The following is an 18,444-nucleotide window of genomic DNA, read 5'->3' as shown; positions in this document are numbered from 1 at the left end:
TGGGATTGGCCGGTGCCGGAGTCCCCGATGAGCGGTCGTCGATGGGGGCTGATCGAAGGGGCGCTGCCGCTCCATACCGAACCGGCGAGCTCCATACTGGATACGGTGTTGCTGTTATGGTGCTGGCCGAGGAGGTGGACGTTCAGTGGCAGCAGCTGGTCCTGTGCGAGCGACCCCGGCATCGGCTCGGCGCCCGGGGCGTCCGCCCGTGCCGCTGGAGCGCATCGTCTCCACCGCACTGCAGATCGTGGACGATGAAGGGGCCGACGCTCTCTCGATGCGGACGCTGGCCCAGCGCCTGGGCTCGGGCACGGCGACGCTGTACCGGCATTTCGACAACCGGGCAGCGCTGGTCGCCCATGTCGTGGACCGCATGTTCGGCGCCGTGGAACTGAAGGGCGACGAACTCCTCGCGATGGGCTGGCAGCAAGCGCTGCGGACGGTCGCGCACACCATGTTCGAGGCCCTGGCCCGGCACCGGAACGCGGCGCGCCTGATGGTCGAGGAGATTCCCCTGGGGCCGAACGCCATGGCGCTGCGGGAGCACTGTGTCGCGGCGCTGCTCGACAGCGGCTTCCCGCCGCGACTGGCCGCGCATGCGTTTGCCACCTTCTCCCGCTACGTCCTCGGATTCGCCATACAGGTCAACGGTCATGGCGGTGGCGGGCAACTCGACGACGCGCAACTGTCCGCCGTCTTTCAGGGCGTCGATCCGGCCTTGTTTCCGGCAACGGTTACCGTCGCCGGGTCGATGCCCGTTCCGATCGAGGAGGAGTTCTCCTTCGGACTCGAACTCCTTCTCAGCGGGCTTGCCCACCTGCGCGACGACGCCTGACCAGCCAGGACGATGCGAACCTGAGGCTGCCCACCGACGGAGTCATCTCGGTCGGCATGAAGCGTCGCCACCGCTGCTGGTGCTGGGCGCGTGATCTCGTGTGGTCGGCGGCTCGTCAGCGGAAGGCGAAGTGCTCGGCGTGGAGATGCTGGCGGGGGACGCCCTGGCGATGGAGGGCGCGAGTGAGGTTTTCGATCATGGAGGCGGGGCCGCAGAGGAAGACGTGCGTGTCGGGGGTGATCGGTCCGGCCTCGGCCTGGATTCTTTCGGCGGTCAGACGGCCGTGGCTGCGGCTGAACGTCGGGTGGAGCCGGAACCCGGGGCGGTGGGCTGCCGCTGTGGTGAGTTCCGGGAGGAATGGCGCCTCGTCGGCGGTGGGGGCGCAGTAGAAGAGGTCGGTGCGGGGCGGCGCTGCACCGGGGTGGGTGAGCCAGCCGAGGAAGGGCGCGATGCCGATGCCTCCCGCGATCCATATCTGCCGGGGTCCGCCGAGGGTGTGGTCGAACATGCCGTAAGGACCCTTGAGGGTTGCGGGGTGTCCTTCACTTATGTCTGTGTAGAGGCCGCGTGTACCGCGGCCCAGGGCGCGGATGGTGAGGCGTACCGAGCCGTCGGCCTGCGTTCCTGCGACGCTGAAGGGGTGTTCGTGCCAGCCGCCGACCCGCAGGTAGACGAACTGGCCCCCTGTCACGGGAAGGGTCGTCTCGCCGGTGGGCGTGAGGGTGAGGTCGAGGATGTCGGGTGTCGGCCGCTCGACATGGTGGATGGTGTAGTCCGCCCGGGGTTCCCTGTGGCGTAGCACCAGTTCGTCGTAGGTGTAGGCGGTCATGCCGATGGTGGCCATGGTGACGTAGATCGCCAGGAGGGGCGTGGATCCGTTGATGATGAGATCGAGGAACCAGCCGTGCAGCAGCGCCGACAGGAGCAGCAGGCCGGTGAGGCGATGCAGGAACAGCCAGCGCTCGTAGGGCAGTCGGAGGATGCGGCCGACCTGGCCGAGTGAGATGAGGACGAGCAGTAGCAGGCCGATGGCGGAGACGGCACCGAGGAGATGGCCCATCCCTACCGACGCGGCCCGGTGGGCGTAGCCGTACGGGCTCCCGTCGAAACCGGAGAAGAAGTGGAGGAGCAGGTGGGGGGTGAGCAGGAGAATGGACCATACGGCGTACAGCTTGTGCTGTCGGTACATGCGGTCCAGGCCGCCGAACCACTGTTCCAACCACATCAGGCGGGTGGCCAGTACCAGGGTGCAGGACATCAGGTAGACGGACAGGACGCCGGCGAACTCGCCGACGAAATAGACAGCGCTGAGGCCCTCGGGCCTGAGCCAGTCCCAGGCCAGATAGAGCATGACCGCTCCGGTCGTGACCGACAGGGGTCCGACGTGGCGCTTCTTCAGGCGCGCGTCCAAGGGGGCGCGTGCGATCCGGATGGCGTAGATCGCTATCACGATCAGGACGGGCATCGTCTACCCCTCGGGGGTGGGCACTGTGGACGAAGGGGCGCTGGTGAAGGCAGGGCGGACCGTGCGGTCGCGGCTTGAGCGCCCTCGAGCCCAGGTGGCTGCGGTTCCTGCCACCTCTAATATTGGCTACAGCGTAGCCGTTTAGCTGGTTTTGGTCCAGTGGTGCCATCGGATGCCTGTTGGCCAGCCCAGGATCTGCCCTTCGGGAGCGTGGCGGGCTGAAGCCATCCCCGTCGGTCGGCTCTTCGAGGTGAAGTCACAGCTCGAGGCGGCATTGCTTTCAGGGTGACACTGCCGGAGCTGCCCTCCGTGGCGTGGGTGCGATCCGCAGCGCTTCAGGCGAACAAGGCCGCGAGGTATGAGGCGACAAGCGCCGCGCACACAGCGGCGGGCACAAATTTGGCAACCGGGTCGCCCATGCGCAGGTGTACGACCACAGCTCCGGCGAGCAGCAGGAGAAGCCCGGCCCCCGCGAGGCCGCCGAGCAGCGGCATGGCGAGGCCGAGCGCCACGCCGGCGGCTCCTGCCAGTTGCAGCACGCCGATGCGGCGATAGGCGGCGACGGAGAAGCCGGTCTCGGCGGCCAGCTCGCGCGCCTTCGGCAATGCGAGTGTGTTGAGCACTCCGATCCCCCCGAAGATCAGGGCGATGGCGCAGGCGAGGGTGATGGTGAGGATCATGAGGTATCTCCAGGTGCCGGCGTCGCGGCGGCGTGGGCGTCAAGGGTGACGGCCTGATGGCGGGCGGGGCGTCACGAGACCGTTATGGGATGTGTCGGGCGCGGTCGAGTTGCCGGCCGAGCGCATCGCTCGGCGCCCAGACGGGCGATTCGGTCGATCGATGCAGCGGCTCAGCCTAGCGAAATAACGGCAACAATGTAACCGTTATGGTAGGTCGGCTTCGGAGCGAGTTCGCGGGGGCGTGGGCGTAACGACGTTCACGCAGCCGGTGCCGCCAGGTTGTAGATGGTCCTGAGGGCAGGCCTTTGCTCAGCGAGTTGCCGAGGAAGTCATGGACGTCGCCCGCACGGGTTCACCGGTCGGCTGCCATAGGCATCCCGCATTCGCGAACTCCCCGACGGCCCCACTTCTTTACGGGCCCTTACTGAGCGTTTGGTCCGGTGATTCGTGTTTGGTCCCGGGTCAGGTTCCGCGCCAGTCGGAACGAAACGACTCCCGGGCGTCGAGGACGCGTCGACTGCCCCCACCTGGAACAAGCCGCCCGTGAACACCAGGTCACCGTCTCCGGGCCGCTGAAGAGCAACCCCACCCGCCAGCACCGCCGAAACGAGGGCTTCGCCCGCGACGACTTCCACATCGACTACGACAAGCAGCAGGTCACCTGCCCCCAGGGACAGGTCAGCGCGGGCTGGCACGGCCCCTACCCGACCTCCTCACCCACCGCCGCCCCGCTGATCGTGGCCAGGCTCACCAAGAGCCAGTGCCGCCCCTGCCCGACCCGCACCCAGTGCACCAGCACCGCCGACGACGCCCGCACCGTGGGATTTCCCCCACGAGAGCTCCGCGACCTGCAACTCCGCGTCCGCGCCGAGCAGCAGACCCCCGAGTGGAAGACCCGCTACGCGGTCCGCTCCGGAGTGGAGAGCACGGTCAACGAGTTCGCCCACGGGCACGGTATGCGGCGCTGCCGCTACCGAGGACAGGGAAAGGCCCACGTCCAGCACGTCCTGACAGCCATCGCCGTCAACATCGAACGCCTCAGCGGACTGCCACCGGCTGAGGAAGCCCCCACACCCCGTCGGCCCACTGCCTTCCAGAACTACCTCGACCAACGCGAGATCCCTCGCCTGAAGTCCTGGCGAACCCTGGGCACTTGACTCCGCCGGCACCAAGATCCCCGACAGAGTTAAGTTCGCTGTCCGATACGAGGCGGCCGTACTGGTCGCAGTCCTCAACGAGTGGCTGTGACCAGCACTTTCGCAACGGGCCCTAGGCGTGATACGGGTAATGTTCCAGTTCCTGCACGATCAGGAACATGGACTGAGAGGCATCGACCAGGCTGTCCGATGCCGAGACCATGATTTCGTCGAAGAGCTCGCGGTAGCGGGCGACGCCGGAAAGGTCGTCTGCCCTGTCCAGCCAGATGCTTGTGGCGCCGGCATGGACATTTATGGGGGCGCCGCCCAAAAGATCGCGCGTCGCTTCCTCGGGCACCGGCAGTGCATGACTGCGGGTGTAGCCACACAGCGCGGGCGACAATGAAGGATCAGCCACAATCGCCTGCGAGGCCGCACGCCATGCGGTGAAGAATTGTTCCCGGTCGACACCTTCGCGCGTGGCTATGAAATGGACAAGCTTGACGGCACCGCGCCGGGGCACGGCAACCTGCTCACGCTCCTCGGCTGTCACCAGCACCTTCAGGGCCGACCCGTCGGCGAAGAGGTGTTCGTCCGGCTGGATAACCGAAAGGTAATAGGGGTGCGACGTCAGGAGACCTACCGCTTCCGGCGAGGGGTTATAGATTTCGCTTACGACATCTATTTCGGCCGGCGCCACTCGTGCCGCATCCGGTGCGCCATAGGCAGCGTCGATCACAAAGTTTTGTACATACCTTGAGAGGTGGGCCAGCATATCGGCGGGGCCCGCCAGGATCTTGGCCGCATGGACGTTCTGATAATGCTGCCAATGCTTCTGACGTGTCATGCCCGGCAGGCGACGGGCCGCGACAATAAGTTTGATCATGATTCACTCCGATACGTTGCACCCAGGGAGAATCCTGGAGGTGGGGCGACCTGAAGCGGCCGATTGGAAGCGGTGGCGAGGAAACGCCGTTGTTGCTGGGCGGTTCAGCCCCCTGGGTCTTTCCGACTTGCTCGCGAATGGTCGATCCGTTGCGGCGGCGCGTGCTCGGCGCGGCCGCTGCTTTAGTCTCATCACACCCCATTCCATCTGTACAGTGGAACTTTGTTATGGGTTTCATTCACCGCATGGATGAAGTTGGAACGTGATGGGTCTCGATCTGAATCTGCTCGTGCCGCTGAACGCGCTGCTCCAAGAGCGCAGTGTGACGGCCGCGGCGCACCGTATCGGCCTCTCCCAGCCGGCCTGCAGCGCGGCGCTCAAGCGACTGCGCAGGCACTTCGGCGATGAACTGCTGGTCCGAGTCCCCGGCCAGGGAACCCAGCTCACGCTGCTGGCCGAGCGCCTGCGCGATCGGGTCTCACTGCTGACCGCGGAACTCGACGGCGTCTTCGGGGCCAACGCCGGCCTGCAACCAGGTTCGCTCGACCGCGAGTTCTCCCTGCTGCTCTCCGACTACGATTGCAGCACGCTCGCCACGTCACTGGTGCGCGAGGTCACGGCGCACGGCACTGGTGCACGTATCCGCCTGGATCTGCTCACGAACGACATGCGGGCAGGGATCGTCGAGGAGATCGACAGGCATGATGCAGTGATCGTGCCCCGGGCCGCGCTCCCGGACGGGACTCCGTCGCTCGACCTCTACGAGGACCAGTGGGTGCGCATCGTCAGCGCGACTCGGCAGTCCGAGGGCGACGATCTCGCGCAGGCACGGTGGGCCGTCTGCTACGACACACCGTTGATGCCGTGGTCGCCGGGCCAGCTGCTGGAGAGGGAGGGCCTCGCCGGGTCGATCACCGTGCGGGTGGAGAGCTTCGCGATACTGTTCCCGCTGGTGGCGGGTACGGATCTCACCGCGCTCGTGCCCAGGCGGCTGGCGGACACGTGGTGCGGGCCGACGGGAACGCGCCCTGCCCCGGTCCCCGCGTCCCTCGCCCGGCCCTACGTCATGGCGATGGCGTGGTCTCCGCGCTGGGCGTACGACCCGGCCCACTGCTGGTTCCGGGACCGGGTGTCCGCCGCCGCGCAGTGTGACGACGTGAGCCGGTTGCCCCGGCCGTTGTGATCGACCGCGCTGGAGCGAGAACCTCTCCGAAGGCTGAAGGCCGCGAATAGGGTCTTCTGGCGAACGGTCAATGGGCCTGGCTGGAGGCGTTGTTGCCGCAGCGCGTCAAGCCGGGTCGTCCGGCGGTGCGGGACCCGGCGGCAGCTGCTCGACGGATACGGTGGCGGATGCGGATCGGTGTCACCCACCGCAGCGGAATGATGCGGAGCCCGCAATCTCTTTCAGGGCCTCGACGGGCCAGGGTGCGCCTGGCGGTGCCCCGCATCACTGCTCATGACGGGTGGGCCCCCGAGGGAAAGGCCCCCTCCTCAACTCTCCTTCTTAGCCCCGAACATCACCCTCCGCAGCGTCGCCAGCAGCCCCTTCCCCTCGCCCCCCGCCTCCCGGACCGGTTCGGGGTGCCGAAGCTTCACCCCCGGTGCCAGTTCGTACCGTACGGGCAGTACTGCCCGTCGATCTTGCTGCGGCACCGGGAAACTCCAAGATCCCCGACAGAGTCAAGCTTAGAAGCGTAGTGCTCCTTCTGGTAGATCCCGCTCCGCGGTCAGCGGCAACTCCACAGTGGTGAGCATGTCCCGGTACCGCTCGGCCAGTTGGGAGGGGAGCTTCCTGCTGAACACCACCAGCTCCCGGAAATAGCCGGGCCCGATCCGCCGGGCGTGCCTCGACCAGCGCAGCGGTACCGCGTTCTCCGGTGTCACCGTCACACCGATCCCCTCGACCGCGAACAGGAGCGCCGCGGAGACCTGGCCCGTGCGTGCGACGGCGCGCGGCGTGAACCCGAGGTGCCCTGCCAGGCGGTCCACCACTTCGCTCATGCCCTGTTCCTGCTCGTAGAGCACCCAGTCGGCAGCGGCCAGTTCGGCCGGATCGGCCGCTGTCCCCGCCGGGTATTCGGCCGAGCCGGTCACCACCATCTCCTCGTATCCCAGGGAGATGACGGGTCCCTCCCACGGTTCGGGCCGTGGACCGACCGCGATGTCGCCCTGGCCACTGCGCATGGCCTCTTCGAGGTCCCGGCGGTGGGAGTAGTCGTGCAGTCTCAGCACGGTGGAGGGGTACGTCGAGTGCCAGCGCGCCGCGGACGGCGGCAGGATCCCCGAGGCGACGGACCGTACGGTCAGGACGTGGACGTCGCCCTGACGGCCCTCCACCACCTCGCGCACCGAGTCCTGCGCGTCCTGAACCGCGCGGACGACGTTCTGTGCTCGGGGCAGAAAGACACGGCCCGCGGGAGTCAGCGTCACCCCTTGCCGGCCGCGCTCCAGCAGGACCGCGCCCAGCTCCTTCTCCAGGGCCCCGATCTGCTGGGACAGCGAAGGCTGCGTGACATAGAGCCGCGCAGCCGCTCTGCTGAAGGAGCCCGCCTCCCAGACCGCGAGGAAGTACTCCAGCTGACGTAGCTGCATGTGATCAAGTTACGCGGCCGAGCGTTGCCCAGTACTCGTGCTGTCGGCATGGCACGCAGCTCGCGTTGGCGGGGATGCGTGAGGGCAGCGCGTGTCGGAGACAGGAGACGGGAGTTCCTGAATGGGCAGAGTCCTGGTCTGCTGGTGGGGCGGGGCCAGGTGACGTGGTGCCGTACTGCTGTGCTGCTGAGGGGTGGTATCTGCGCGTCATGCCGTGAGTGCGACCCTGCTGTCCTTGAGGGTGAGTCGGGACAGCAGGTAGTCGATCTCGGTGCGGGCACGCGCCGACAGCGCGGCCCCGGGCTTGCGCTGGGTGTCGGAGGCCAGGATTCCGCGGCGTTTCATGACGTACTTGCGTACGGCCAGGCCGATGCCCGGCTGCTGTTCGTAGCGCAGCAGGGGTAGGTGGGTGTCGAAGACGTCATGGGCGGCGTCACGGTCGCCGGCGGCGGTGTGGCGCACCACGTCGACGAGGAGTTCGGGAACGCAGTAGCCCGTCATCGCTCCGTCGGCTCCGCGTTCGGTCTCGAAGTCCAGGAAGAGGCCGCCGTTTCCGCACAGGATCGACAGGCGGGGCATCGCTCCGTCGGCTTCGAGTTGCCGGAGTGCGCTGATCTTCTCCAGGCCCGGCCAGTCCTCGTGCTTGAGCATCACGCACCCGGGCGCGGCGTTCGCGATGCGGGCGATGACGGCAGGGGACATGACGACGGAGAAGGACAGCGGATAGTCCTGGATCACGAACGGCACGTCCGCGCCGATGGCGCCCGCCGCTCCCTCGTAATAACTCACGATCTGGTCGTCGGTACGCAGCGTGTTCGGCGGGGCGATCATGACGCCGCCGGCACCGGCTGACATGACGTCGACCGTGAGAGCCCGCATGGCGGCGTAGCCGGGTGCGGAGACACCCACGACGATCGGCAGATCGGTGCGCTTGAGGACGTGCTGGACGATACGCATGCTTTCCTCGTGGGACAGCTTGGGTGCTTCGCCCATCTGGCCCAGGAGGGTCAGTCCGGTGACGCCGGCGTCTGCGTAGAAGTCGACGAGTCGGCTGAGTGAGTCGAAATCGATTGCGCCTTCCTCGTCGAAGGGCGTTGGTGCGATGGCGAAAACACCATTGGTGTTGCGGTCCAGGGGTGCCATTTTTTTCTGCCTCCTCAGAAGTCCGATGTCTTTTTCAGAGGCTGGCGATGAGTCCGCCGTCGACTCGGATGACCGAGCCTGTGATGTAAGAGGCCTGGACGCTTGCGAGGAAGGTGACGGCGGCTGCGTATTCCCGCGGTTCGCCGTAGCGGCCCACAGGGATCGACGCGACGCTCTCGGCGGACGTCTCCGCGACGGACTTGCCCTCCCGATCGGCCTTGGCCTGGTCGAGGAACTTGGTCCGCTGGGTGCCGATCCGTCCAGGAACGACCACGTTGCAGGTGACACCCTCGGCCGCGACTTCCCGGGCCAGCGTCTTGGACCAGCCGAGCAGGCTGCCCCGCAAGGCGTTCGACAGCCCCAGGTTGGGGATGGGGGCGATCACCCCCGAGCTGGCACTGGTGATGATCCTGCCCCAGCCGCGGCTCCGCATCAGCGGCACGACCCTGTCCGTGATCGCGATGACGGACAGCACCATGGACTGGAAGTGCTTCTGCCAGAGTTCAGGGTCCTGCCCCGCAACCGGCGAGGGCGGCGGCCCTCCCGTGTTGTTGACCAGGATGTCCACGGGACCGAGCGCCCCTTCGACTGCCGCGATGTGCTGGTCGATCGCGCCCAGGTCCGCGAGATCCCATTCCAGGGGCACGGCTTTCCCGCCCGCGTCGGCCACCGCCTCGGCGGTGCTCTCTGCGGCCTGTGGGCTGATGTCCGCGACGGCGACAGCGGCGCCTTCAGCGGCGAGGGCCTGGGCGATCGCGCCGCCGAGACCCCCACCTCCGCCCAGTACGAGCGCGGTCTTGCCCGAAATTCCCAGATCCACAGCTTTGCTCCTTGGGCGGTGGCCCCGTTCGTCGTTTCCAAATGACACTGCCACGAGGTCGTGATGGGTCTCCAATAGGAATCTCTCGCGACATGCATAAGGGATGCCTATGCGCCGCGAATAGGGAATAGGCGTTGCCGGCGTGCAAGATGAGGTGGGGAACAGGGCCGTTTCGGTTCGATTTCCGACGCATGTTCATGGCCGTAACTGGAGGCCCCTATGTCCTTGCCGGAAACCATGCAGGCCGCGGTGCTGGGTGAGCCCGGCACCCTTGCCGTCGCGACGCTGCCCGTGCCGCAGGTGGGACCGGAAGACGTTCTGGTACACGTCCGCAGGGCGTCCCTGTGCGGAACGGACCTGAAGATCCGCAGTCGCCACTTCTTCAAGGACGGCGGCCCGGCCGCGGGCGAGTTCGTACCCGGCCACGAGTACGCCGGCGTCGTCGCCGCGGTGGGCCGCGCCGTGGACGAGTTCCGGGTCGGCGACCGGGTGGTGACGGAAGCCCACCGCGGCTGCATGCGCTGCGCCAACTGCCTGGCCGGGGCCTACACGGACTGCCTCAACTACGGCCTGCGGCACACCGGGCACCGTGTGCAGGGGATGACCGTCAACGGGGGCTTCGCGGAGTACGCGCTCAACCACGTGGCGACCCTCCACCGGTTGCCGGACACCGTGGACTTCGACGCCGCGGTCGTCCTCACCACCGTGGGCACCGTGATGCACGCCTTCGACGTGCTCGACACCCTGCTCGTCGGATCCACGGTCGCGGTGATCGGCCCCGGACCGATAGGGCTGCTCGCGGTACAGGTCGCACGTGAACTCGGGGCCAGGACCGTAGCCCTGGCCGGCACGCGGGAAGCCAGGCTCGCCATCGGCAAGTCCTTCGGCGCGGACCTGATCGTCAACTCCCGGGAGGAGGACGCCGTAGCGGCGGTTCGGGAGGCGACCGACGGGATCGGCGCCGACATCGTCCTGGAGTGCTCCGGCGCCCCGAGTGCGGTGGACGACGCGCTGCGCATGGCCAAGCGGTCCGGGAAGGTCGTCCTCGTCGGCTTCTTCGAAGGGCCCGTACGGGCCGACCTCAACCACGCCGTGATGAACGGCATCTCGATCCAGACGGTCCGCGGCGAGGGCACCGGTTCGCTGGCCCGCGCCGTCGGCCTGGCCGCCCGGGGTCGGCTGCGCACCGCGGAACTGGTCACCCACCATTTCGGGCTGCCCGACGTAGCCGAGGCGTTCGACACCTACGCCGAGCGCCGGGGCAACGCCATCAAGGTCATGCTTGACATCTCCGAGGCCCCGGAGTCCGCCGGTGACCGGTGACCGGGAGGGCACCGTGCCCGACGCCCTGGCAGCCGGGCGGGAGAAGGCAGCGGCCGCCATGGCCGATGCTGCCACCGCCTGGCTGAACAGCCTGAGCGAGGACCAACTCCCGCTCGCCGCCTACGACTCCCCGCTCCACCCGGATGCGGAGGCCGAGCGCCTGCGCTGGTTCTACACTCCCACCGAACACGGCGGGCTCGCCGTCCGAGACCAGAACGCTCGCCAACAGAGCCTGGCCATGCAGTTGGTGGCCACCGGACTGTCCATTCCGGGCTACGCCACGGTCACCACCGTGATGGGGTTGGAGAACGTCCTGGACCAGTTGGAAGGGTGGCGGGTCCACTGGGGCAGGCAGCGCGGACGCGACCCCGGCCTCTACTGGCTGAGGATCTTCGGCCGCCCCGGCGACCGTGTCTGGGCGTGGCGGTTCGGCGGCCACCACATCTCCCTGAACAACCTCGTCGTCGCCGGCCGGCTCGTCTCCACGACCCCCTGCTTCATCGGTGCCGACCCGGCCACGACCGAGCTGATCGGAGGCACCCTGCGGCCCTTGGAAGGCCCTGAGGAGACGGCCCGTCAACTGGTCCGCAGTCTGGACACGGGCCAACTCCAAAGCGCCCTGCTCCACCCGTCCGCAGTCTCGGACATCGTCTCCGGCAACCGCCCACGCGTCGAACACGGCGACACGATGATGCACATGCAGGACCTGTGGCGGGGCCGGTTCGCCGACCCTGAGCTGGACCGGCTTGTCGACGACATCGACCGCCGGGCGGAAGCGGGCAGCGGATACACCGAGAACGATCACGCGCGCGTGGCCATCACGATTCCCCCCAAAGGCATCAGCGGTCGCGACCTGAACAAGGAGCAGCGGCACCTGTTGCGCCGGCTCGTCAGCCTTTACACCGGACGGGCACCCGAGTTCCTCGCAGACGCCTACGACACCCACTACGCCTCTGACATCGTCCTCGACGCGGTGCATTTCGGCTGGGCGGGCAGCACGGACGCCGGGGAACCGCACTACTACCGGGTGCAGGACCCTCGCGTCCTCATCGAGTACGACAACACACAGCGGTACGCCAACCACGCCCACTCGGTGTGGCGTGACCTGACCTCCGACTTCGGACTGGACGTGCTCGCCGAACACCGCGCACACATCGCACACGAGTAGGGCCTACCCGGGCAGCGCCGTAGACGCCCGTACCGCTGGCCCCCACGAAAGAACCAGCACCATGATGACCCTGCTGATCGTCGACGAAGAGCCCCTGCCACGTCTTGCCGCGCGCGTAATCCTCGAACGACAACCTGGACTGACCGTCGTCGGCGAGGCCGACACCGGCTCCGAGAGGGTCCGTATGGCCTCTGCACCACAGCCCGACAACGTTCTGATCGCCGCAGTCCACGCAGTGGCCAGAGGCGACGCCGTCATCGCGCCGAGTGTGACCCACAGACTCCTCGACACCTTCGCTCACCGTCTGAAACGTTCCGTCCCAGACCAGGATCGGGACGACAGCGGCCGCTCCACCACCTCGCCGGACGCGAGCGTGAGGTTTCCGCCCGCATCGCATCGGGTCGGAGCAACGGAGAGATCGCCGAGGACCTGCATCCGGCCGAAACCACGGTCAAGTCACACGTCAGCAGCATCCTCGCCAGGATCGGTGCCGGGACCCGCGACCGGGCGGTGGCTTTCGCCTCCGAAGTAGGGCTCGTCAGAGCGGGAACGGACTGGCCCTGGCCGGCGTGAACAGGGACATGGCCTCGCGGACGCGGCGCTCTGCCGCGGCCAACTCCTGCACGACAACCCCGAACGCGACGACGCCGAAGCGGCCGACCAGGTCATCGAGGATCTGCTGCCGATGTTCGGCCTTACCAGAGACGAGGCCCACGAGATCTGCCGGCAACCACTGCCCGGACTGGAAACCGCGGCCGACCGTCAAGGCGCCACCCTGGAACCCGAGAACCGTGACCACCCGAACGAAAGGTGCGCAGTACATGACGCTCCGACGAGTCCTCGCCGAACTGGGCGCCGCAGCAACCCTCGGCGTTGCTGCGGCGATCAGCACACGTCGCCGCGCCCTGGCGGCAGTCCCTCGCGAGCTGCGGCACCCAGTGCTCTTCCTCCCGCTGAACTTCGGCAACCCGGTCACTCTGGCCATCGCTCGCCGCCTCGTGCCCTTGGCGGGAGCCGCCTCCAGGCCAGGCGTCCGCATCGAGCAGCGCACGCTGCCGGCCACGACCGGCGACCTCCCCGTCGAGGTGCTCACCTACCAGGCAGAAGGCCAAGCACCGCGCTCAGCGCTGCTTTGGATCCACGGCGGAGGAACCGTCATGGGTGCCGCTCGGCAGGAAAACACCTGGTGCAGCCGCGTTGCCGACGAACTGGGCGCTCTGGTCGTCAGCGTCGACTACCGCCTCGCACCCGAAAATCCGTACCCCGCAGCTTTGGACGATTGCTTCGGTGCGCTTAGCTGGCTTCACGCCAACGCCGCCGCCCTCGGCATCGATCCCGCCCGCATCGCCGTCGGCGGCGAAAGCGCCGGAGGCGGGCTCGCCGCCGCCGTAGTCCAGCGCGCCCACGATGCAGGAGTGCCGGTCCGGTTCCAACTCCTCATCTACCCCATGCTCGACGACCGCACGGCTCTACGCGTCGACCCTCCCGACAGTGCCATCTATACGTGGACCCCGGACTCCAACCGCTTCGCCTGGACCTCCTACCTCGGCCGCCCGCCACAGGACCTCGACGATCGCCCCTATGCTGCGGCGGCGAGGCGCAAGAACCTCGACGGGCTGCCGCCCGCGTGGATCGGCGTGGGCGACATCGACCTGTTCCACGACGAAGACGTCGACTACGCCCGACGCCTGAGCGAGGCCGGCGTCGCCTGCGAGCTGCGGGTCGAATCAGGCATGTACCACGGTGCTGATGCCTTGCTCGACGGCAAAGCACCTTCGATGACCGCTTTCCGCGCTGCCGCCCTCGACGCTCTGCGAACTGCCCTGGCAAAGCCCTGACCGCCCCGGACATGCCGAACCGGCCTCGACGGCCAGGCCGGCTCGATCAGTCGAGAGCGGGAAAGGGGCGCCGGGCGACTTCGCGTGCTTCCTCGAGGGGGAGACCGAGCATGCACAGGATCATTTCCGCCATGTCAGCCGCGCTTCGTCGGCGCTGACATCGGGGCGTGCGGACCTCAGTTCCCAGAGGGCCAGCTGGCCTTCACCGAGCGCCGAGAGGGCGACGAGTGGATCGGGCACGTCGAAGCGGCCGGACGCAACGCCTTCCTCCACGTCCCGCAGGGCGCGGGGGGCGAGTCCGATCTCAGAATGGATGTGCTGCAGGCCACGACGGTTCAGGATCCGGGTCACTTCCGGATGGGCCCTGGCCAGCTGGGGCGGCGATCCGAAAAGAGGCGGCCATGACTTCAGCTGGGTCCCGGATGCCGTGCAGGTGCTCGTCGACAGCCATGTGTCGGTGAAGTCGGATCCGACCAACGTGGCCCCAATGAGCTTGCGTACCTCGCTGTTGGCGCCGTCACACCCCAAGACGATACTTGCTCGCGCATGTCCGAGTTCGCCGCGTGCATCAAGGAACGTGACAGCGTGGTTGAGGCGTACGTCCGTCGCTCCGCACTCTGCAAGCGCCGAGCGCAGGTGCCGACGGATGACACTGAGGCTTCTCGGCCGGAAGGCTTGTGACCACCACCTTGCCACGCGGCGACATCCACTGCGCACCGGTGCCTGGGAGCATGTCAACGATTGCGCGCTCGTACACTCCAGCCTTTGCAGCGTCCGCGTTGCCTCGCCGTCCAGGACGCCGACGCGAGGTTCCGGGTCGGCCGATCACGTCGACGTCGAAGTCGGACCGGTTCATTAGTCCGTGCTTGCGCAGGTGAGACGCGCTCCGATACCGAAGATCAGAATCCACGCGGTGGATCCAGGTGGTTCAGAGGACGGCGGTCGAGCTGAGCGTCTGCCTCGTCTGCTGTGTCGACTCGGGTGCGGGCGGCAAGCCTGGCTTCGACGCCGTCGAGAAGTGACTGCAGGCCGAAGGACACATGCGGGCGAGGAGTGGCTGCGAGGGCGGCGCCGATCGCGAACGTGACGACGCTCTGGGCGGCCTGCTCGGCATCCCGTCTGGTGAGGCCGGACGCCTGGCAGACCGCCAGCAGGTGCTCGTCATGGCGGTCCCTGGCAGGGCCGTCGAGAGGCTGGACGGTCATGGTGGCCAGCAGCCAGGGGTGCCTGAGGAGCATCGAACGCAGGTTGTCCGCCATGGCCAGGAGGGCCGGACGCCATTCGAGACCGTCGAGAGCGGAGAGAGGTGTCTGCCCCCAGACGGTGTCAGCAGCCATCAGGAGCACATCGTGTCGGCTCTTGACGTGCCAGTAGAGGGCTGCCGCGGTGATACCGAGACGGCTGCCGAGTCTTCGCATGGTCAGACTCTCGATGCCGCCCTCGTCCAGAAGGGCGATGGCCGCCTGGACGATCTGCTCCTGGTGCAGAGCGTCGCGGGGCATCCCCGCGGTAGTCGGGATGGGGCTGCTCACGGCACCTTCTTGCTGTGGGAACGAGGCCGCGGCGTGCGGCTCTGGGAGGCGCGTGGCCGTCGCGCCGACGAGGACGCGGTGCCGTGCCCGTCGGCGCGGTTCATCTGGGGTCGTTGCGCTGTGTCAGCCGGGAGAGCCCGCGGGCCTGATGCTGTGCAGCAGCCGTTCTCCGGACTCACGTAGCTGGTCCTTGACCTTGTCGAGGCCGGATGCGAGCAGAACGTGATCGCGTTTGCGCCAGGTGCCCGCCACCATCACGGCCTCGATGTTGGCGATGTCGGCGTGCAGAGCCGTGGCGACGGGGTCGTGTGCCGGCCACAGGTTGAGTGCGCGGGCGTCGACGGCGACCAGGTCGGCCTGCATGCCCGCCTCGATACTTCCCACCCAGTCGGCCAGGCCCAGTGCCTTGGCCCCATCGACCGTGGCCCAGGCAATGCGGTCGCCGTTGACGAGGACATCGGTGTGCTCGGAGTCCGGCCGGTCCGGCGTCATCGTGATGACCTGCGCCCCGCGCAGCAGTATGCGGCTCATTCAGTGGCCCCCGAACCGGGGGAGGTGTGGCTCGGCTGGGACATGGTGCGGCTCCTTGCCTCGGGCGTCATCGCCTGCACGGCGGCTTGCGTGGTCGTGAGGAAGTCCCGGGTGGCGATGTGTCCGATGTAGCCGTCGGGACGGATCAGCAGCAGCGTGTCGCCGGTCAGGCCGTAGGCACTGCGCAGCGTGTTCTGGGGGTCGGAGAAGCCCGCGGTCGATCCGATCGTGAGCCGCTTGAGCTGGGCGCCCGTCGTCGGCCAGTCGAGGAGTTCGAGGTCCCGGGTGGCGCCGGGGCCGTAGGCGATGGCGGTGAAGTGCGGTCCCTGGAAGAGGGTGAACAGGCGGGTCTCGGCGCCGTCGGCGCCGAGCAGTCGGGCGTCCGGGGCGCGGTCGCCCACGCGCAGGGTCTCGGTGCGCATGCCGTCGGCGGGGGCGAGCGGGCCGCCGTAGTAGGTCAGGGAGAGCTGCTGCTCGTCGTTGCCGCGCTTCATGCTGGAGGGGTCGAGCTTGGCGATGCCGCCCCATTTCTCCGTGGACAGGCCCAGGACCCCGGCGGCGATCGGCTGCCGCTCGGCCTCGTAGGTGGCAAGGAGGGCCGGGTCGGCTCCGGCGAGGACCTGGGCGAGCTTCCAGCCGAGGTTGTAGCCGTCCTGCATACCGGTGTTCAGGCCCTGGGCACCGGCCGGGGTGTGGACGTGCGCGGCGTCGCCGACGAGGAAGACACGTCCGCGGCCGTAGTGCTTCGCGAGACGGATGTTGGGCCTGAACACGGACGTCCAGTGGATCTCGTGCAGTTGGATGTGCCGGTTGCGGGTGTGGGAGTGGATCCGGTCGATGATGGCGCCGATCTCCTGGGGCGGCTTCTCGTCGGGCGTGAGCCGGATCATCCACTGGAACATGTCGCTGTGGGGGATCGGGCAGGCGCCGATGAGCTTGCCGCCGAGGCCGGGCCACATGTGCCACCGGTTACGGGCCAGGCCACTGACGGAGGCGTCCACGATCAGCACACGGTCGGCCTCGTCCGTCGTCCCCACGAAACCGATGTCGAGCTGCTTGCGCACCGCACTGGAGCCGCCGTCGGCCCCCACGGCATGGCGGGCGACGATCTCCTCGACCCCGTCCGCGCCCACCACCTTGGCGACCACCGTGTCCTCGTCCTGCGTCAGCTCGGTCAGTTCCTTGCCGAACTCGACCTGACGGCCGAGCTCACCGAGCCGGGCGTGCAGGGCGCGGTCCGTGCGGAACTGCGGGATCAGCCAGGTGTTCGGGTACGGGACGTCCGGGGTCGCCTCCTTGTGGGGGAACATCTTCCACGGCACACCGATGGGTCCTGCATGAAGCCCGAGCTTGGGATAGATGTCGCCGCCGGCCAGCACGTCGTCGAGAGCGCCCAGGTCTTCGAGGACTTCGAGGCTGCGGGGCTGAATGCCCTTGGCACGCGAGCCGTCGAAAGCGTGCGGGGATTTGTCGACGATCCGGACGTCGAGTCCGCGGCGTACGAGGTCGATCGCCAAGGCGGAGCCCGAGGGGCCGGCGCCAATGATCAGTACGTCGATGGCCTGCGGACGGTTCATGAGTCGAGCCTTTCGGTGCGTGCGGACACGAACGGGACGAGCTGATCGGCGACGTCAAGAGGCCGTTCGAAGGGGGCCATGTGCCCGCAACTGTTAATGACGTGATGTTTCTGGGGCTTCAGCAGAGCGCGCGCCGTGTCGAACTGCGCCAGCGGCGTGACGTGGTCCTCGTCGCCCCACAGCAGCAGCGTCGGAATGCCCAGTGCCCCCGTCCGCCGGAAGAGGTCCTCACGGCCGGTGAGAGGCAGGTGCTGCAGGGTGTCGAAGGCCGCGTACATCGAGCCCTCGAAGCGGAGGCAGTCGAGGACCATCTCGGTCAGTTTCGTGCCGAGCTCGGGATCGCGGACGTTGTGCCCGAGGTGCCCCTGGAGCAGCTGAAGGCCACGGCGGCCGGCGACCAGTCCGGCCAGCAGATCACTGCGCAGCAGCCGGTGGGGGGAGGTCAACTGCGGTTTCGCGAGACCGGCCGGCCCGACGATGGTGAGAGTGGACACCGACGAGCGGTACTGGGCGGCGTACGTCATGCTGACCAGCGCGCCCATGGAGGTGCCGACCAGGTGCAGGGGCCGCGCCGTCAGGCCGAGCCGGTCCGTCAGCTCGGCCAGCTGTCGCGTGAACAGCGTCTCGTCGTATCGCGCCTGTACCCGGTCGGAGTAGCCGCGGCCGTAGGCGCTGCAGGTCAGCGTGCGCAACCCGCGGGCGTGCAGCTCGCCGACGAGGCCGTCCCAGTAGAACAGCGGTATGGTCAGAGCGCCCGCCATCAGGACCACTTCTCCGTCCTCGGGCCCCGTCAACTCGTAGTGGGTGACACCGTCGGACAGCTCGATGAAACTGCCGCGCAGCGCCTTGCGCGAGTCGGCGGTGAGCTTGCGGTCCTCGCCCGAGGCGACGAAGTACTTCATGGAACGGGCCTCCTTG

Annotated in this window: 19 protein-coding genes; 7 read left to right on the top strand and 12 right to left on the bottom strand. The window is 67.9% G+C overall.

Annotated features, from left to right (window positions below):
* Positions 1-208 precede the first annotated feature (208 nt).
* Positions 209-835, top strand: coding sequence for a TetR/AcrR family transcriptional regulator (locus ABT186_RS11260; protein ID WP_351924653.1), 627 nt, complete (start codon positions 209-211; stop codon positions 833-835).
* Between the two features lie 115 nt (positions 836-950).
* Here the strand turns inward: ABT186_RS11260 and ABT186_RS11255 are convergent, their stop codons facing one another.
* A complete protein-coding gene (locus tag ABT186_RS11255; RefSeq protein WP_351924651.1) occupies positions 951-2,300 on the bottom strand; it encodes a ferredoxin reductase family protein in 1,350 nt (449 codons plus the stop codon).
* A gap of 335 nt (positions 2,301-2,635) precedes the next feature.
* Entirely contained in the window at positions 2,636-2,980 is a 345-nt protein-coding gene (locus tag ABT186_RS11250) for a DoxX family protein (protein ID WP_351924649.1), read from the bottom strand.
* Positions 2,981-3,420: 440 nt separating this feature from the next.
* Between ABT186_RS11250 and ABT186_RS11245 the strand changes: the two genes are divergently transcribed.
* Positions 3,421-4,137, top strand: a complete 717-nt coding sequence (locus tag ABT186_RS11245) for a transposase (RefSeq protein WP_351924648.1) — start codon at positions 3,421-3,423, stop codon at positions 4,135-4,137.
* Between the two features lie 112 nt (positions 4,138-4,249).
* On the opposite strand, the gene ABT186_RS11240 is transcribed toward ABT186_RS11245, so the two are convergent.
* On the bottom strand, positions 4,250-5,002 hold the full coding sequence (locus tag ABT186_RS11240) for an EthD domain-containing protein (protein WP_351924646.1): 753 nt from the start codon (positions 5,000-5,002) through the stop codon (positions 4,250-4,252).
* A gap of 265 nt (positions 5,003-5,267) precedes the next feature.
* Between ABT186_RS11240 and ABT186_RS11235 the strand changes: the two genes are divergently transcribed.
* Positions 5,268-6,185 carry a LysR family transcriptional regulator gene (locus tag ABT186_RS11235; RefSeq protein WP_351924644.1) on the top strand — a complete coding sequence of 306 codons (918 nt, stop codon included), beginning with the start codon at positions 5,268-5,270 and terminating at the stop codon, positions 6,183-6,185.
* Between the two features lie 503 nt (positions 6,186-6,688).
* On the opposite strand, the gene ABT186_RS11230 is transcribed toward ABT186_RS11235, so the two are convergent.
* From ABT186_RS11230 to ABT186_RS11220, 3 genes are all read right to left on the bottom strand, one after another.
* Positions 6,689-7,594, bottom strand: coding sequence for a LysR family transcriptional regulator (locus tag ABT186_RS11230; protein WP_351924642.1), 906 nt, complete (start codon positions 7,592-7,594; stop codon positions 6,689-6,691).
* 207 nt (positions 7,595-7,801) lie between these two features.
* Positions 7,802-8,737, bottom strand: a complete 936-nt coding sequence (locus tag ABT186_RS11225; protein ID WP_351924641.1) for a dihydrodipicolinate synthase family protein — start codon at positions 8,735-8,737, stop codon at positions 7,802-7,804.
* 34 nt (positions 8,738-8,771) lie between these two features.
* Positions 8,772-9,557: an SDR family oxidoreductase gene (locus ABT186_RS11220; RefSeq protein WP_351924639.1), complete on the bottom strand. Its 786-nt coding sequence runs from the start codon at positions 9,555-9,557 to the stop codon at positions 8,772-8,774.
* Between the two features lie 219 nt (positions 9,558-9,776).
* Between ABT186_RS11220 and ABT186_RS11215 the strand changes: the two genes are divergently transcribed.
* The 3 genes from ABT186_RS11215 to ABT186_RS11205 all read left to right on the top strand — a co-directional run bounded on the left by ABT186_RS11215 (position 9,777) and on the right by ABT186_RS11205 (position 12,621).
* Positions 9,777-10,880, top strand: a complete 1,104-nt coding sequence (locus ABT186_RS11215; RefSeq protein WP_351924637.1) for a zinc-dependent alcohol dehydrogenase — start codon at positions 9,777-9,779, stop codon at positions 10,878-10,880.
* Positions 10,870-12,048: a DUF3500 domain-containing protein gene (locus ABT186_RS11210; protein WP_351924635.1), complete on the top strand. Its 1,179-nt coding sequence runs from the start codon at positions 10,870-10,872 to the stop codon at positions 12,046-12,048. The genes ABT186_RS11215 and ABT186_RS11210 overlap by 11 nt, the downstream gene beginning before the upstream one ends.
* A 390-nt stretch (positions 12,049-12,438) precedes the next feature.
* Positions 12,439-12,621 (top strand): response regulator transcription factor, encoded by a 183-nt coding sequence (locus ABT186_RS11205; RefSeq protein WP_351924721.1) that lies wholly within the window; start codon positions 12,439-12,441, stop codon positions 12,619-12,621.
* Here ABT186_RS11205 and ABT186_RS11200 read toward each other — a convergent pair.
* Complete coding sequence (locus tag ABT186_RS11200; RefSeq protein ID WP_351924634.1) at positions 12,587-12,847, bottom strand: hypothetical protein; 261 nt, start codon at positions 12,845-12,847, stop codon at positions 12,587-12,589. The two genes, ABT186_RS11205 and ABT186_RS11200, sit on opposite strands and share 35 nt — an antisense overlap.
* A gap of 22 nt (positions 12,848-12,869) precedes the next feature.
* Here ABT186_RS11200 and ABT186_RS11195 point away from each other — a divergent pair, with 22 nt between their 5' ends.
* Entirely contained in the window at positions 12,870-13,886 is a 1,017-nt protein-coding gene (locus tag ABT186_RS11195) for an alpha/beta hydrolase (protein ID WP_351924632.1), read from the top strand.
* Positions 13,887-14,006: 120 nt separating this feature from the next.
* Here ABT186_RS11195 and ABT186_RS11190 read toward each other — a convergent pair whose 3' ends face one another.
* From ABT186_RS11190 to ABT186_RS11170, 5 genes are all read right to left on the bottom strand, one after another.
* Positions 14,007-14,237, bottom strand: a complete 231-nt coding sequence (locus ABT186_RS11190; protein WP_351924630.1) for a hypothetical protein — start codon at positions 14,235-14,237, stop codon at positions 14,007-14,009.
* 548 nt (positions 14,238-14,785) lie between these two features.
* Positions 14,786-15,418, bottom strand: a complete 633-nt coding sequence (locus tag ABT186_RS11185) for a TetR/AcrR family transcriptional regulator C-terminal domain-containing protein (RefSeq protein WP_351924628.1) — start codon at positions 15,416-15,418, stop codon at positions 14,786-14,788.
* A 123-nt stretch (positions 15,419-15,541) separates the two neighbouring features.
* On the bottom strand, positions 15,542-15,949 hold the full coding sequence (locus tag ABT186_RS11180) for an amidohydrolase family protein (RefSeq protein WP_351924626.1): 408 nt from the start codon (positions 15,947-15,949) through the stop codon (positions 15,542-15,544).
* Positions 15,946-17,526, bottom strand: coding sequence for an FAD-dependent oxidoreductase (locus tag ABT186_RS11175; RefSeq protein WP_351924624.1), 1,581 nt, complete (start codon positions 17,524-17,526; stop codon positions 15,946-15,948). Before ABT186_RS11175 ends, ABT186_RS11180 begins: the two co-directional genes overlap by 4 nt.
* Positions 17,523-18,428: an alpha/beta fold hydrolase gene (locus ABT186_RS11170; RefSeq protein WP_351924622.1), complete on the bottom strand. Its 906-nt coding sequence runs from the start codon at positions 18,426-18,428 to the stop codon at positions 17,523-17,525. Before ABT186_RS11170 ends, ABT186_RS11175 begins: the two co-directional genes overlap by 4 nt.
* Positions 18,429-18,444 lie beyond the last annotated feature (16 nt).

Origin of the sequence: Streptomyces sp. NPDC001634 (genome assembly GCF_040298185.1) — a bacterium.
Classification (GTDB): domain Bacteria; phylum Actinomycetota; class Actinomycetes; order Streptomycetales; family Streptomycetaceae; genus Streptomyces.
The sequence above is the reverse complement of the archived record's forward strand: the minus strand, read 5'-3'. Positions and strand labels throughout refer to the sequence as shown.